This window comes from Joostella sp. (genome assembly GCF_048266025.1).
In the GTDB taxonomy this organism is placed as follows: Bacteria; Bacteroidota; Bacteroidia; order Flavobacteriales; family Flavobacteriaceae; genus Galbibacter; species Galbibacter atrarenae.
Genome location: NZ_JBLXAF010000001.1, coordinates 1291415 through 1305000 on the forward strand (window position 1 = coordinate 1291415; position 13586 = coordinate 1305000).

Below are 13586 nucleotides of genomic sequence, written 5' to 3' on the forward strand. Positions count from 1 at the left end.
AAATGGCACAAAGAGATTTAAAATATACAAGAAATATAGGAATTGCGGCTCATATTGATGCTGGTAAAACAACAACAACTGAGCGTATCCTTTTTTACACAGGAGTTTCTCATAAAATAGGAGAAGTACATGATGGTGCTGCTACTATGGACTGGATGGAGCAAGAGCAAGAAAGAGGTATTACAATTACTTCTGCAGCTACAACTTGTACATGGCAGTTTCCTATGGAAAATGCAGAACCAACTCCAGATACTAAAGGATATCACTTTAATATTATTGATACTCCTGGACACGTTGATTTTACTGTAGAGGTAAATCGTTCTTTACGTGTTCTTGATGGTTTGGTATTCTTATTTAGTGCAGTTGATGGTGTTGAGCCTCAGTCTGAAACTAACTGGAGATTAGCTGATAATTACGGAGTTCCAAGAATTGGTTTTGTTAATAAGATGGACCGTCAAGGGTCTAACTTCTTAGCTGTTTCAAACCAAGTTAAAGAGATGTTAGGTTCTAATGCAGTTCCAATTGTATTACCTATTGGTGATGAGGCTGACTTTAGAGGTATCGTTGATTTAGTTAAGAATAGAGCAATCGAATGGCACGAAGATAACTTTGGTTCTACTTTTGATGTAGTAGATATTCCTGAAGAAATGAAGGATGAAGTTCGTGAGTATCGTGCGAAACTTATAGAAGAAGTTGCTGAGTATGATGAAAATCTACTTGAAAAATTCTTCGAAGATGAGAATTCTATTACTGAAGAAGAAGTGCATGCGGCTCTTAGAGCAGCGGTTATGGATAGAGCAATCATTCCTATGATTTGTGGTTCTTCATTCAAAAATAAAGGTGTTCAGTTCTTATTAGATGCTGTATGTCGTTACTTACCTTCTCCAATTGATAAAGATGGTGTTGTAGGTACTAATCCTGATACAGGATTGGAGGAGCGTCGTAAGCCAGATGTAGATGCGCCTTTTTCTGCTTTAGCATTTAAAATTGCTACAGATCCTTTCGTAGGTCGTTTAGCATTTTTCCGTGCATATTCAGGAAGATTAGATGCTGGATCTTATGTATTGAACAATAGATCAGGTAAAAAAGAAAGAATTTCTCGTATCTATCAAATGCATTCTAATAAACAAAATGCAATTGAGTATATAGAGGCTGGAGATATTGGAGCGGCTGTTGGATTTAAAGATATTAAGACTGGTGATACGTTATCAGCTGAAAAATCTCCAATCGTTCTTGAGAGTATGGATTTCCCAGATCCAGTAATTGGTATTGCTGTGGAGCCTAAAACAAAAGCAGATGTTGATAAAATGGGTATGGCTTTAGCTAAATTAGCTGAAGAGGATCCTACTTTTACAGCTAGAACTGATGAGGCTTCAGGTCAAACAATTATTTCTGGAATGGGTGAGCTTCACTTAGATATTATTGTAGATCGTCTTAAGCGTGAGTTTAAGGTGGAAGTTAACCAAGGTCAACCACAAGTAGAGTACAAAGAGTCTGTTACGCAAAGCGCTAACCATAGAGAAGTTTATAAGAAACAATCTGGTGGACGTGGTAAATTTGCGGATATCGTATTTACTCTTGAGCCTGCTGAAGAAGGTAAATTAGGTCTTGAGTTTATCTCTACAATTAAAGGTGGTAACGTTCCTAAAGAATTTATTCCATCTATTGAAAAAGGTTTCAAAGAAGCAATGAAAAATGGTCCTTTAGCGGGTTATGAAGTAGATGCTATGAAAGTTACTTTAACAGATGGTTCTTATCATGATGTGGATTCTGATCAGCTTTCTTTCGAGTTGGCTGCAAAAATGGGATTCAAAGCTGCTGCTAAAGCTGCAAAAGCTGTAATTATGGAGCCTATCATGAAATTAGAAGCATTAACTCCAGAAGAGTACATGGGGGATATAGTAGGTGACCTTAACCGTCGCCGTGGTCAAGTTACTAATATGAGTGACAGGGCTGGTTCTAAAGTGATAAAAGCAACTGTACCATTATCAGAAATGTTTGGTTATGTTACATCATTGCGTACATTGTCCTCTGGTAGAGCAACTTCTACTATGGAATTTTCACATTATGCTGAAACACCTTCAAATATATCTGAAGCGGTGATAAAAGAAGCAAAAGGAGTTGAAGCTTAAATCTTAAGAAAATGAGTCAAAAAATTAGAATAAAACTTAAATCATACGATTATAATTTAGTAGATAAATCTGCTGAGAAAATCGTAAAGACAGTAAAAACAACTGGAGCTGTAGTAACTGGACCAATTCCGTTACCAACTCATAAAAAAATATTTACTGTTCTTCGTTCTCCACACGTAAACAAAAAGTCTAGAGAGCAATTTCAATTGAGTTCTTACAAAAGACTTCTTGATATTTACAGTTCTTCATCAAAAACAATTGATGCTTTGATGAAACTGGAATTACCAAGTGGAGTAGAAGTAGAGATCAAGGTTTAATTTCCTTGAACCTGTTGTAGATTTATAATGGGTAACATGTCCTGAGCTTTATGCGAAGGAAAAACGGAAAAATACATTCAGGGTTGGAAGTGTTTTTTCAGCCCTGAAGTTTTTTAAATAAATAGTATTAATAACAATTAGATGGAAGGTTTGTAATAGTTACAAATTGTACATCGTAAATTAAATTAGAATGTCTGGGTTAATAGGAAAAAAGATTGGCATGACCAGCATCTTCGACGAGAATGGGAAAAACATCCCATGTACAGTAATCGAAGCTGGACCATGCGTGGTTACCCAAGTCAGAACCACTGAGGTTGACGGGTATGAAGCTCTTCAGCTTGGTTTCGATGACAAGGCAGAAAAACATGCTAACAAGGCCGAATTAGGTCATGCTAAGAAAGCAGGTGGATCTCCTAAAAAGAAAGTCGTTGAATTCCAAGATTTTAAAGGAGAGTACAAATTAGGTGATGCTGTTACAGTAGAACAATTTGTAGAAGGTGAATTTATAGATGTTTCAGGAACATCAAAAGGTAAAGGATTCCAAGGGGTTGTTAAGCGTCATGGTTTTGCCGGTGTAGGTCAGTCTACTCACGGTCAACATAACCGTTTAAGAGCGCCAGGTTCTATTGGTGCTGCATCTTATCCTGCACGTGTATTTAAAGGTATGCGTATGGCTGGACAAATGGGAGCAGAAAAAGTAACAGTACAAAACTTAAGAGTGTTGAAAGTAGTTCCGGAGAAAAATCTTTTAGTAGTTAAAGGATGTGTTCCTGGGCACAAGAATGCTTATGTAATCGTTCAGAAGTAATGGAAGTAGCAGTTTTAGATATCAACGGAAAAGAAACTGGAAGAAAGGTAAGCCTTTCAAAATCAGTTTTTGGTGTAGAGCCTAGTACTCATGCTGTTTATTTAGATGTTAAGCAGTATTTGGCGAATCAACGTCAAGGTACGCATAAAGCTAAAGAAAGAGCAGAGATCTCTGGTAGTACACGTAAGATAAAGAAGCAAAAAGGTACTGGTACTGCGAGAGCAGGTAGTATTAAATCTCCTGTTTTTAGAGGAGGAGGTAGAATTTTTGGTCCTAGACCGAAAGATTATACTCAAAAGCTTAACAAAAACGTAAAGCGTCTTGCAAGAAGATCTGCGTTAACAATTAAAGCAGAAGAGAAATCAATTATTGTTTTAGAAGACTTCAATTTTGAAGCTCCAAAAACAAAAAATTTCACTAATGTTTTGAAAGCTTTAGGGTTAGAAAATAAAAAATCCCTCTTTGTCTTGGGTGATTCAAATAATAATGTATATTTGTCGTCACGCAATTTAAAGACTTCTGAAGTTGTAACTAGCTCAGAATTAAGTACTTACAAAATTGTTAATGCAACAAGTGTAGTGCTTTTAGAGGGGTCTATTGAAGGAATTGAGTCGAATTTAAGTAAATAAGAAACAATGAGTGTATTAATAAAACCTATTATTACCGAAAAAGCAACTGCTGATAGCGAGTTGAATAATCGATATGGTTTCATTGTAGATACTAAGGCAAACAAGTTACAAATAAAGGATGCCGTTGAAGCAACTTATGGAGTTTCTGTTGAAAAAGTTCGTACAATGAATTATGGTCCTAAAAGAAGTACTCGCTACACGAAGACTGGTATTCAGCATGGTAAAACCAATGCAATTAAGAAAGCCATCATTCAGGTAGCTGAAGGGGATATTATTGATTTTTATAATAATATATAAGCTAAAGACAAGAAATGTCAGTAAGAAAATTAAAACCAGTAACTCCTGGACAGCGATTTAGAGTAGTAAACGGATTTGACGCGATTACTACTGACAAGCCGGAGAAGAGCTTGCTCTCTTCGTTAAAAAAGTCGGGAGGAAGAAACGGTCAAGGAAAAATGACTATGCGCTACTTAGGTGGTGGTCATAAGAAGAGATATCGTATGATTGATTTTAAAAGAGCTCAAGCTAATGTGGAGGCTACTGTAGAATCAATACAATACGATCCAAACAGAACTGCGTTTATTGCATTAATTACTTATAAAGGTGGAGAGAAGAGTTATATTATAGCTCAAAATGGTTTGCAAGTTGGTCAAACTGTTGTCTCTGGATCTGGAGTAGCTCCTGAAATAGGAAATGCAATGCCTTTAAGTGAGGTTCCATTAGGTACTATTATATCTTGTATTGAATTACGTCCTGGTCAAGGAGCTGTTATGGCTCGTTCGGCTGGTGCTTTTGCTCAGTTAATGGCAAGAGAAGGTAAGTATGCTACCGTGAAACTTCCTTCTGGTGAAACAAGATTAGTGTTAGCAGGTTGTTTAGCTACAATCGGAGCTGTATCTAATTCAGATCATCAGTTAGTGGTTTCTGGTAAAGCGGGTAGAAAACGTTGGTTAGGAAGAAGACCTAGAACAAGACCAGTAGTAATGAACCCTGTCGATCACCCAATGGGAGGTGGAGAAGGTAAATCTTCTGGAGGTCATCCAAGATCAAGAAACGGAATACCTGCTAAAGGATTTAGAACAAGAGCTAAATCTAAAGCGAGTAATAAGTATATTATAGAACGTAGAAAGAAATAAAGTATTAAGAGATGGCACGTTCACTAAAAAAAGGACCTTACGTTCACTATAGTTTAGAGAAAAAAGTTCAACAAAATGTTGAGTCTGGTAAGAAGACAGTTATTAAGACCTGGTCTAGAGCATCTATGATTACTCCAGATTTTGTTGGTCAGACAATAGCTGTACATAATGGTCGCCAATTTGTTCCTGTTTATGTAACAGAGAATATGGTAGGGCATAAGTTAGGAGAATTTTCACCAACAAGATCTTTTAGAGGTCATGCAGGTGCAAAAAATAAAGGAAAAAAATAATAAGTAGCCATGGGAGTTCGTAAAAGAGAAAGAGCAGAGCAAATAAAAGAAGCTAAGAAGAGTCTAGCGTTTGCAAAGTTGAATAACTGCCCAACTTCACCTAGAAAAATGAGGCTAGTAGCTGATTTAGTTCGAGGGGAGAAAGTTGAGAAGGCGCTTGCTATTTTGAAATTTAACCAAAAAGAAGCATCTCGTCGTTTAGAGAAGTTGTTAGTTTCTGCAATAGCAAACTGGCAGTCTAAAAACGAAGAAGCAAGCTTAGAGGAGGCAGATTTATTTGTACAAGAGATTCGTGTGGATAGCGGAAGTATGTTGAAAAGACTACGTCCTGCACCACAAGGTCGCGCACACAGAATAAGAAAACGTTCAAATCACGTTACAATAGTGGTTGGAGCTAAAAATAATACACAAAGTTAAGATAGAGTATGGGACAGAAAACAAATCCGATCGGAAATCGCCTTGGTATCATTAGAGGATGGGAATCCAACTGGTATGGAGGTAATGACTATGGAGATAAACTTGCTGAAGATGATAAAATCAGAAAGTATATCCATGCTCGTTTATCTAAAGCTAGTGTATCTAGAGTAATTATTGAGCGTACGCTTAAACTTGTAACCGTTACTATCACTACGGCTCGCCCAGGTATCATTATTGGTAAGGGTGGTCAAGAGGTAGACAAGTTAAAAGAAGAGCTTAAGAAAATTACAGACAAAGAGGTTCAAATTAACATCTTTGAGATTAAGAGACCTGAATTAGACGCTAACCTTGTTGCTGCAAGTGTAGCTCGTCAGATTGAGAATAGAATTTCTTACAGACGTGCTATTAAGATGGCTATTGCCGCTGCAATGAGAATGAATGCTGAAGGTATTAAAATTCAAATCTCAGGACGTTTAAACGGGGCAGAGATGGCTCGTTCAGAATCGTATAAAGATGGTAGAATTCCTTTGTCTACATTTAGAGCTGACATTGATTACGCACTACATGAAGCTCATACTACTTATGGTAGATTGGGAATAAAAGTGTGGATCATGAAAGGCGAGGTATATGGTAAAAGAGAACTTTCTCCGCTTGTTGGAATGTCTAAGAAGCAAGGGAAAGGCGGCAATAACAATGCCGGTGGTGGAGCTAGAAAATCTCGTCGTAGAAAGTAATTTTTTAAAGAAAAAGAAAAATGTTACAGCCGAAAAGAACAAAATACCGTAAGCAGCAGAAAGGCCGTATGAAAGGTCTTTCTCAAAGAGGGCATGAACTTTCAAATGGTATGTTTGGTATAAAATCAATGGATTCATCATTTATCACAGCGCGTCAAATTGAAGCTGCTCGTGTTGCTGCCACTCGTTTTATGAAAAGAGAAGGTCAGTTATGGATCAAGATATTTCCAGACAAGCCTATTACAAAGAAACCTCTTGAGGTGCGTATGGGTAAAGGAAAAGGTGCTCCAGAATATTGGGCAGCTGTGGTTAAGCCAGGTAGAATTATGTTTGAAATAGGTGGTGTACCTATGGATGTTGCTAAAGAAGCTTTAAGGCTTGCAGCACAGAAACTACCTGTTAAAACAAAGTTTATTGTAGCTAGAGATTATTCAGCTTAATTAATTAAGAAGATTATGAAACAATCAGAAATTAGAGAATTTTCTACTGCTGAGCTACAAGAACAGCTTGGTATTGTTAAGAAACAATATGCAGATTTAAAATTAGCTCATGCCATTACACCATTGGAAAATCCACTTCAGTTGAGACATACTAGAAGAACGGTGGCTAGAGTGGCGACGGAGCTTACTAAAAGAGAATTACAATAATTCGATTCTGCTAGAAATGGAAAATAGAAATTTAAGAAAAGAGAGAATAGGAGTTGTTACTAGTAACAAAATGCAGAAATCAATTGTGGTTTCTGAGGTAAAACGAGTAAAGCACCCTATGTACGGTAAGTTCGTGTTAAAAACTAAGAAATATGTTGCGCACGACGAAAAAGACGATTGCAATATTGGTGATACAGTAAAGATCATGGAAACAAGACCTTTAAGTAAAACTAAATGTTGGAGATTAGTTGAAATCATTGAAAGAGCTAAGTAATTATGGTACAACAAGAATCAAGATTAAAAGTAGCAGATAACACGGGAGCTAAAGAAGTTTTAACTATCCGTGTACTGGGAGGTACTAAACGAAGATATGCTTCAGTAGGGGACAAAATTGTTGTTACCGTTAAAGATTCTACTCCTAACGGAAACGTTAAGAAGGGTCAGGTATCTACAGCAGTTGTTGTTCGTACTAGAAAAGAAGTAAGAAGACCAGATGGTTCTTACATTCGTTTTGATGATAATGCTTGTGTGCTTCTTAACCCTGCAGGTGAAATGCGCGGAACTCGTGTATTCGGACCAGTAGCAAGAGAATTGCGTGATAAGCAGTTTATGAAAATTGTATCATTAGCTCCAGAGGTGCTTTAATACATTAAGAGATGATAAAACTAAAGATAAAATCAGGAGATACTGTAAGAGTAATAGCTGGAGAACATAAAGGTTCAGAAGGTCAAGTACTTAAAGTAAATCGTGAAAAGAACAAAGCGATAGTTGAGGGAGTTAATCTTGTGTCTAAACATGAGAAGCCAAGTGCTAAAAACCCTCAAGGTGGTATCGTTAAGAAAGAAGCGCTTATTCATATATCTAATTTGTCGTTAATTGATCCTAAATCAGGAGAAACTACAAGAGTAGGTTACGAGGAAAGAGATGGTAAGAAAGTGAGATTTTCGAAAAAATCTAATGAAGTAATTTAATTATGGCTTACATTCCAAGATTAAAACAAGAGTATAAAGAAAGAATAGTTTCTGCTCTTACAGAAGAGTTTAGTTACACTAACATTATGCAAGTGCCTAAACTGGAAAAGATTGTTATTAGCCGTGGAGTTGGTGCAGCTGTTGCAGATAAGAAGCTAATCGACTACGCAGTAGATGAGTTATCTAGAATTTCTGGACAGAAAGCAGTATCAACAATGTCTAAAAAAGATGTCGCGTCTTTTAAATTACGTAAAGGTATGCCAATTGGGGCTAAAGTTACTTTACGTGGAGAAAGAATGTACGAATTCTTAGATAGATTGATTACTTCTGCATTGCCAAGAGTAAGAGATTTTAATGGTATCAAGGCTAATGGTTTTGATGGTCGTGGAAATTATAACCTTGGAGTTACCGAGCAGATTATTTTTCCAGAGATCAATATCGATAAAGTTAACAAAGTAGCAGGTATGGATATTACCTTTGTTACTACTGCTGACACCGATAAGGAAGCAAAATCATTATTAAGCGAATTAGGATTACCTTTTAAAAAGAACTAGTATGGCTAAAGAATCAATGAAAGCCCGTGAGGTGAAAAGACAAAAAATGGTAGATAAGTATGCTGAGAAAAGAAAAGCTTTGAAAGAAGCTGGAGATTACGAAGCACTACAAAAATTACCAAAAAATGCTTCTCCAGTACGTTTACACAATCGTTGTAAATTAACTGGAAGACCTAGAGGGTACATGCGTACTTTTGGGATTTCTCGTGTAACATTCAGAGAAATGGCAAATAACGGTCTGATCCCAGGGGTTAAAAAAGCAAGTTGGTAAAAATTTAACTGGTGATAAGTTCAGTTTTACTGAAAACTATTACCGCAAATAAATATAGATGTATACAGATCCTATAGCAGATTATTTAACAAGAATTAGAAACGCTAACAGCGCTGGTCACAGAGTGGTAGAAATACCTTCTTCTAATTTGAAAAAAGACATGACTAAAATATTATTCGAACAAGGATATATTTTAAGTTATAAATTTGAAGAGAATTCAGTTCAAGGAAGTATTAAGATAGCTTTGAAATATGATAAGCTAACTAAAGAACCTGTGATTAAAAAGCTGAAGCGTGTGAGTACACCCGGATTACGTAAGTATGTCGGTAAAGATGAACTTCCTAGAGTTTTAAACGGACTTGGTATTGCTATTATCTCTACTTCTCACGGAGTTATGACGAGTAAGCAAGCTAAGCTTGAGAGTGTAGGTGGTGAAGTTTTATGTTTCGTTTACTAATTTATAAAGACAAGAAGAAATGTCAAGAATAGGTAATAGTCCAATAGCAATTCCTGAGGGAGTTACTATAGATATAAAAGAAGACGAAGTTACCGTAAAAGGTAAACTTGGAGAATTAAAACAAACTTTTACTTCTGATATAACTATCAAGATAGAAGAAGGAAATGTTATTTTAGAACGTTCTTCAGATTTAAAAAACGTTAAAGCCAAACACGGTCTATATAGATCATTAATCAACAATATGGTTGAGGGTGTTTCAAATGGTTTTACTAAAGAGTTAGAATTAGTTGGAGTTGGATATAGAGCTAGCAACCAAGGTCAGAGATTAGATTTGGCAGTTGGTTTTTCGCATAACATTGTTATCGATTTAGCTCCTGAGGTTAAAGTGGAAACTGTCTCAGAGAAAGGTAAAAATCCAATCGTTAAACTAACATCGTTCGATAAGCAATTAGTTGGTCAAGTAGCAGCTAAGATCCGTTCTTTCCGTAAGCCAGAGCCTTACAAAGGAAAAGGAATCAAGTTTGTTGGAGAGCAATTAAGAAGAAAAGCAGGTAAATCAGCTTAATAATTAGCAGTATGGCATTATCAAAGACTGAAAGAAGACAAAGGATTAAAAACAGAATCCGTAAGGTTGTTTCTGGAACAGAAGCAAGACCTAGATTGGCTGTTTTTAGAAGTAATAAAGAAATTTATGCTCAATTGATAGATGACGTAACAGGGAAAACTTTGTTGGCAGCATCATCAAGAGATAAAGAAATTAGTTCTGCAAAAGGTACTAACACTGAAATAGCTGCTCTTGTAGGGAAAGCTATTGCAGAGAAGGCAAAAAGCGCTGGATTTGAAGCTGTCTCTTTTGATAGAGGTGGTTACTTATATCACGGTAGAGTAAAATCATTAGCAGATGGTGCTAGAGAAGCAGGACTTAAATTCTAAGAAATTATGTATCAAGATTATAAAAACGTAGAATTAGTAAAACCTGGTGGACTTGATTTGAAAGATCGTCTAGTAGGAGTACAAAGAGTTACTAAAGTTACTAAGGGAGGTAGAGCTTTCGGATTTTCTGCAATTGTTGTTGTAGGAGACGAGAATGGTGTTGTAGGTCATGGATTAGGAAAATCTAAAGATGTAGCTAGCGCTATTTCTAAGGCTGTTGAAGATGCTAAGAAAAATCTAGTTCGTATCCCTCTTAACAAAGGTACATTGCCTCATGAGCAAAAAGGGAAATACGGTGGTGCAAGAGTTTACATTCAACCAGCTTCACATGGTACCGGAGTAATTGCAGGTGGTGCATTACGTGCGGTATTAGAGGCAGTTGGAGTACAAGATGTACTATCTAAATCTCAAGGTTCTTCTAACCCTCATAACGTTGTTAAAGCAACTTTCGATGCTTTATTACGTTTAAGAGATGCTAGAACAATCGCAAAGCAAAGAGGAATTTCTTTAGAAAAAGTTTTTAAAGGATAAATCAAGGATATCATGGAAAAAATAAAAGTTACACAAGTAAAGAGCAGCATAAAACGCCCTGAGAGACAAAAAAGAACTTTAACGGCTCTAGGTCTTAAAGGAATTGGTCAAGTAGTGGAACATGATGCGACGCCAAACATCCTTGGTATGGTAAAAAAAGTAGAACACTTAGTTTCTTATGAAGAAGCTTAATAACAATATCGTTATGAATTTAAGTAACTTACAACCAGCTGAAGGTTCAGTACATAGAGACGGAAAAAGAGTAGGACGTGGTCAAGGTTCTGGTAAAGGTGGTACTGCCACTAGAGGACATAAAGGAGCTAAATCCCGTTCAGGATACTCTAAGAAAATTGGTTTCGAAGGGGGGCAAATGCCACTTCAAAGACGTGTACCTAAGTTTGGTTTTACTAACATCAACAGAAAGGAATACACAGGGATCAATTTAAACAAGTTACAGGAGTTGGTTGATAAAGGTGTTATAAAAGACACTGTAGATTTAGAAGTTTTAGTTAGCAACAATGTTGTTAAACCTTCATCATTAGTTAAAATATTAGGTGGTGGAGAACTAAAAGCTAAATTAAAAATATCAGTACATAAATTTACCGCCAGTGCAAAAGCAGCTATCGAAGCAGCAGGAGGTGAAGCAGTAAGTTTATAACCAACAAGTAACCATGAAGAAATTTATTGAGACATTAAGCAATATTTGGAAAATTGAAGAACTAAAGGGTAGGATTTTAATTACCCTTGGTCTTCTATTAGTATACCGTTTCGGTGCACAAGTTGTTTTACCAGGTATTGATACACAACAATTAGCAGAATTATCGTCTAGAACAGATGGTGGAGGACTATTAGGTATCTTAAATGCATTTACTGGAGGAGCGTTTGCTAATGCTTCTTTCTTTGCTTTAGGAATTATGCCTTATATTTCTGCATCTATTGTGGTACAGTTAATGGGATTGGCTATTCCTTACCTTCAGAAATTACAAAAAGAAGGTGAGAGTGGTCGTAAGACATTAAACCAGATTACAAGATGGCTAACAATCGGGATTTGTTTGGTACAAGCACCAGCTTACCTATATTCATTAGGTTCTTTAGGTGTTCCAGACAGTGCTTTTATGTTAGGTAAAGGTCTAGACTTTATGATACCTGCAGTTTTAATCTTAGTTACAGGAACGATTTTCGCAATGTGGCTAGGAGAAAAAATTACAGATAAAGGTATTGGTAACGGTATTTCTCTACTTATTATGGTTGGGATTATCGCTAGAATGCCACAATCATTTGTACAAGAGTTTGTCTCTAGAACAGCAGGTTCGAACGGAGGATTAATGTTGATATTGATTGAATTGATTTTATGGTTTGTTGTAATTCTAGCATGTATCATGTTGGTAATGGCAACTAGACAAATTCCAGTTCAATATGCAAGAAGAACAGCTTCTGGAGGCTATGAAAAGAATGTTTTTGGGTCTAGACAGTACATTCCATTAAAATTAAATGCCTCTGGTGTTATGCCAATTATATTCGCGCAAGCAATTATGTTTGCTCCTGCATATGTAGGTAGAATAGGGGCTTTGAAGGATACTGGTGCTGGTCAATGGTTGCAAACGGAGTTTAGTAATATCTTTGGATTTTGGTACAATTTAGTTTTTGCGCTATTAATCATAATATTTACGTATTTTTACACCGCAATTACAGTACCGACAAATAAAATGGCTGATGATCTAAAGAGAAGTGGTGGATTTATTCCAGGGATTCGTCCAGGAAAAGAAACCTCAGATTATTTAGATAAGATAATGTCTCTAATTACGTTTCCAGGTTCTTTATTCTTAGCAGTAATAGCAGTATTACCAGCTATAGTTGTTAAAGTAATGGGAGTGCAACAAGGTTGGGCATTGTTTTATGGTGGTACATCATTACTAATTTTAGTAGGTGTGGCTATCGATACAATGCAACAAGTTAATTCATACTTGTTGAACAGGCATTATGATGGCTTGATGAAAACAGGTAAAAATAGAAAAGTTGTAGCTTAATTATGGCAAAACAGCCCGCAATAGAACAAGATGGAAGTATAATCGAAGCATTGTCTAATGCAATGTTTCGTGTAGAATTAGAGAATGGTCACGTCGTGACGGCTCATATTTCTGGTAAAATGCGTATGCATTATATTAAGTTGTTACCAGGAGACAAGGTTAAACTTGAGATGAGTCCTTATGACTTAACTAAAGCAAGAATTACTTATAGATATTAAATAGAGATATGAAAGTAAGAGCATCAATAAAAAAGAGAAGTCCCGAGTGCAAGATTGTACGTAGAAAGGGAAGATTGTATGTAATTAATAAAAAGAATCCTAGATTTAAACAAAGACAAGGATAAGTTATGGCTAGAATCGCAGGAGTAGATTTACCAAAGCACAAAAGAGGAGTTATAGGTTTAACTTATATCTTTGGTATTGGGAAAAGTAGAGCTAAAGAGATCTTAGAGAAAGCTCAAGTTAGTGAGGACAAAAAAGTTAACGAGTGGGTTGACGAAGATATCGCTGGAATTAGAGAGGCAATTGCTTCTTATAAAATTGAAGGTGAATTACGCTCAGAAGTTCAGTTGAACATTAAGCGTTTAATGGACATAGGTTGTCAAAGAGGTATTCGTCATAGAGCTGGTCTTCCATTAAGAGGACAACGCACTAAGAACAACTCTAGAACAAGAAAAGGTAAAAGAAAAACTGTTGCTAACAAGAAGAAAGCAACTAAATAATTCGTAGCTTA

At 36.3% G+C, this 13586-nt stretch carries 26 protein-coding genes; all 26 read left to right on the forward strand.

The features are described from left to right. The first annotated feature begins 2 nt into the window (after window positions 1-2). The 26 genes from fusA (at window position 3) to rpsM (ending at window position 13575) form a co-directional block, all read left to right on the forward strand. Entirely contained in the window at window positions 3-2132 is a 2130-nt protein-coding gene (gene fusA / locus ACN0TY_RS05385) for an elongation factor G (protein WP_236957994.1), read from the forward strand. A gap of 11 nt (window positions 2133-2143) precedes the next feature. Continuing rightward, the gene (rpsJ, locus tag ACN0TY_RS05390) at window positions 2144-2449 is read left to right on the forward strand and encodes a 30S ribosomal protein S10 (protein ID WP_008613600.1); all 306 of its coding nucleotides are present in this window, start codon (window positions 2144-2146) and stop codon (window positions 2447-2449) included. 190 nt (window positions 2450-2639) lie between these two features. Then, on the forward strand, window positions 2640-3257 hold the full coding sequence (gene rplC / locus ACN0TY_RS05395; RefSeq protein WP_236957995.1) for a 50S ribosomal protein L3: 618 nt from the start codon (window positions 2640-2642) through the stop codon (window positions 3255-3257). Further along, a complete protein-coding gene (rplD, locus tag ACN0TY_RS05400) occupies window positions 3257-3886 on the forward strand; it encodes a 50S ribosomal protein L4 (protein WP_417443662.1) in 630 nt (209 codons plus the stop codon). The genes rplC and rplD overlap by 1 nt, the downstream gene beginning before the upstream one ends. Window positions 3887-3892: 6 nt before the next feature. Next, window positions 3893-4183, forward strand: a complete 291-nt coding sequence (rplW, locus tag ACN0TY_RS05405) for a 50S ribosomal protein L23 (RefSeq protein WP_236957997.1) — start codon at window positions 3893-3895, stop codon at window positions 4181-4183. Between the two features lie 14 nt (window positions 4184-4197). Continuing rightward, window positions 4198-5022, forward strand: a complete 825-nt coding sequence (rplB, locus tag ACN0TY_RS05410; protein ID WP_236957998.1) for a 50S ribosomal protein L2 — start codon at window positions 4198-4200, stop codon at window positions 5020-5022. A gap of 11 nt (window positions 5023-5033) precedes the next feature. Further along, the gene (rpsS, locus tag ACN0TY_RS05415) at window positions 5034-5312 is read left to right on the forward strand and encodes a 30S ribosomal protein S19 (RefSeq protein WP_008613595.1); all 279 of its coding nucleotides are present in this window, start codon (window positions 5034-5036) and stop codon (window positions 5310-5312) included. A gap of 9 nt (window positions 5313-5321) precedes the next feature. Continuing rightward, complete coding sequence (gene rplV, locus ACN0TY_RS05420; RefSeq protein ID WP_417443663.1) at window positions 5322-5729, forward strand: 50S ribosomal protein L22; 408 nt, start codon at window positions 5322-5324, stop codon at window positions 5727-5729. Window positions 5730-5737: 8 nt separating this feature from the next. Then, on the forward strand, window positions 5738-6463 hold the full coding sequence (gene rpsC, locus ACN0TY_RS05425; protein ID WP_236958000.1) for a 30S ribosomal protein S3: 726 nt from the start codon (window positions 5738-5740) through the stop codon (window positions 6461-6463). A 20-nt stretch (window positions 6464-6483) separates the two neighbouring features. Then, complete coding sequence (gene rplP, locus ACN0TY_RS05430) at window positions 6484-6903, forward strand: 50S ribosomal protein L16 (RefSeq protein ID WP_008613592.1); 420 nt, start codon at window positions 6484-6486, stop codon at window positions 6901-6903. 15 nt (window positions 6904-6918) lie between these two features. Next, complete coding sequence (rpmC, locus tag ACN0TY_RS05435) at window positions 6919-7110, forward strand: 50S ribosomal protein L29 (RefSeq protein WP_236958001.1); 192 nt, start codon at window positions 6919-6921, stop codon at window positions 7108-7110. Window positions 7111-7126: 16 nt separating this feature from the next. Next, window positions 7127-7384 carry a 30S ribosomal protein S17 gene (rpsQ, locus tag ACN0TY_RS05440; protein ID WP_008613590.1) on the forward strand — a complete coding sequence of 86 codons (258 nt, stop codon included), beginning with the start codon at window positions 7127-7129 and terminating at the stop codon, window positions 7382-7384. 2 nt (window positions 7385-7386) lie between these two features. Further along, complete coding sequence (rplN, locus tag ACN0TY_RS05445) at window positions 7387-7755, forward strand: 50S ribosomal protein L14 (protein WP_236958002.1); 369 nt, start codon at window positions 7387-7389, stop codon at window positions 7753-7755. An 11-nt stretch (window positions 7756-7766) separates the two neighbouring features. Beyond that, window positions 7767-8081, forward strand: a complete 315-nt coding sequence (rplX, locus tag ACN0TY_RS05450) for a 50S ribosomal protein L24 (RefSeq protein ID WP_008613587.1) — start codon at window positions 7767-7769, stop codon at window positions 8079-8081. Window positions 8082-8083: 2 nt separating this feature from the next. After that, window positions 8084-8635 carry a 50S ribosomal protein L5 gene (gene rplE / locus ACN0TY_RS05455; RefSeq protein WP_236958003.1) on the forward strand — a complete coding sequence of 184 codons (552 nt, stop codon included), beginning with the start codon at window positions 8084-8086 and terminating at the stop codon, window positions 8633-8635. Window position 8636: 1 nt separating this feature from the next. Beyond that, the gene (rpsN, locus tag ACN0TY_RS05460; RefSeq protein ID WP_236958004.1) at window positions 8637-8906 is read left to right on the forward strand and encodes a 30S ribosomal protein S14; all 270 of its coding nucleotides are present in this window, start codon (window positions 8637-8639) and stop codon (window positions 8904-8906) included. A 58-nt stretch (window positions 8907-8964) separates the two neighbouring features. Beyond that, window positions 8965-9363: a 30S ribosomal protein S8 gene (rpsH, locus tag ACN0TY_RS05465; protein ID WP_236958005.1), complete on the forward strand. Its 399-nt coding sequence runs from the start codon at window positions 8965-8967 to the stop codon at window positions 9361-9363. A gap of 19 nt (window positions 9364-9382) precedes the next feature. Next, window positions 9383-9928: a 50S ribosomal protein L6 gene (gene rplF, locus ACN0TY_RS05470; protein WP_236958006.1), complete on the forward strand. Its 546-nt coding sequence runs from the start codon at window positions 9383-9385 to the stop codon at window positions 9926-9928. Between the two features lie 11 nt (window positions 9929-9939). Continuing rightward, window positions 9940-10296 carry a 50S ribosomal protein L18 gene (gene rplR / locus ACN0TY_RS05475; RefSeq protein WP_236958007.1) on the forward strand — a complete coding sequence of 119 codons (357 nt, stop codon included), beginning with the start codon at window positions 9940-9942 and terminating at the stop codon, window positions 10294-10296. Between the two features lie 6 nt (window positions 10297-10302). Further along, on the forward strand, window positions 10303-10827 hold the full coding sequence (gene rpsE / locus ACN0TY_RS05480; RefSeq protein ID WP_236958008.1) for a 30S ribosomal protein S5: 525 nt from the start codon (window positions 10303-10305) through the stop codon (window positions 10825-10827). Between the two features lie 12 nt (window positions 10828-10839). Further along, window positions 10840-11019, forward strand: a complete 180-nt coding sequence (rpmD, locus tag ACN0TY_RS05485) for a 50S ribosomal protein L30 (protein ID WP_236958009.1) — start codon at window positions 10840-10842, stop codon at window positions 11017-11019. 13 nt (window positions 11020-11032) lie between these two features. Continuing rightward, the gene (gene rplO, locus ACN0TY_RS05490) at window positions 11033-11485 is read left to right on the forward strand and encodes a 50S ribosomal protein L15 (protein ID WP_236958010.1); all 453 of its coding nucleotides are present in this window, start codon (window positions 11033-11035) and stop codon (window positions 11483-11485) included. 13 nt (window positions 11486-11498) lie between these two features. Continuing rightward, on the forward strand, window positions 11499-12854 hold the full coding sequence (gene secY / locus ACN0TY_RS05495) for a preprotein translocase subunit SecY (RefSeq protein WP_236958011.1): 1356 nt from the start codon (window positions 11499-11501) through the stop codon (window positions 12852-12854). Between the two features lie 2 nt (window positions 12855-12856). Then, a complete protein-coding gene (gene infA / locus ACN0TY_RS05500) occupies window positions 12857-13072 on the forward strand; it encodes a translation initiation factor IF-1 (protein WP_008613577.1) in 216 nt (71 codons plus the stop codon). Window positions 13073-13080: 8 nt separating this feature from the next. Further along, entirely contained in the window at window positions 13081-13197 is a 117-nt protein-coding gene (gene ykgO, locus ACN0TY_RS05505; RefSeq protein WP_007094966.1) for a type B 50S ribosomal protein L36, read from the forward strand. 3 nt (window positions 13198-13200) lie between these two features. Beyond that, window positions 13201-13575 (forward strand): 30S ribosomal protein S13, encoded by a 375-nt coding sequence (rpsM, locus tag ACN0TY_RS05510; RefSeq protein ID WP_236958012.1) that lies wholly within the window; start codon window positions 13201-13203, stop codon window positions 13573-13575. The last annotated feature ends 11 nt before the right edge of the window (window positions 13576-13586 follow it).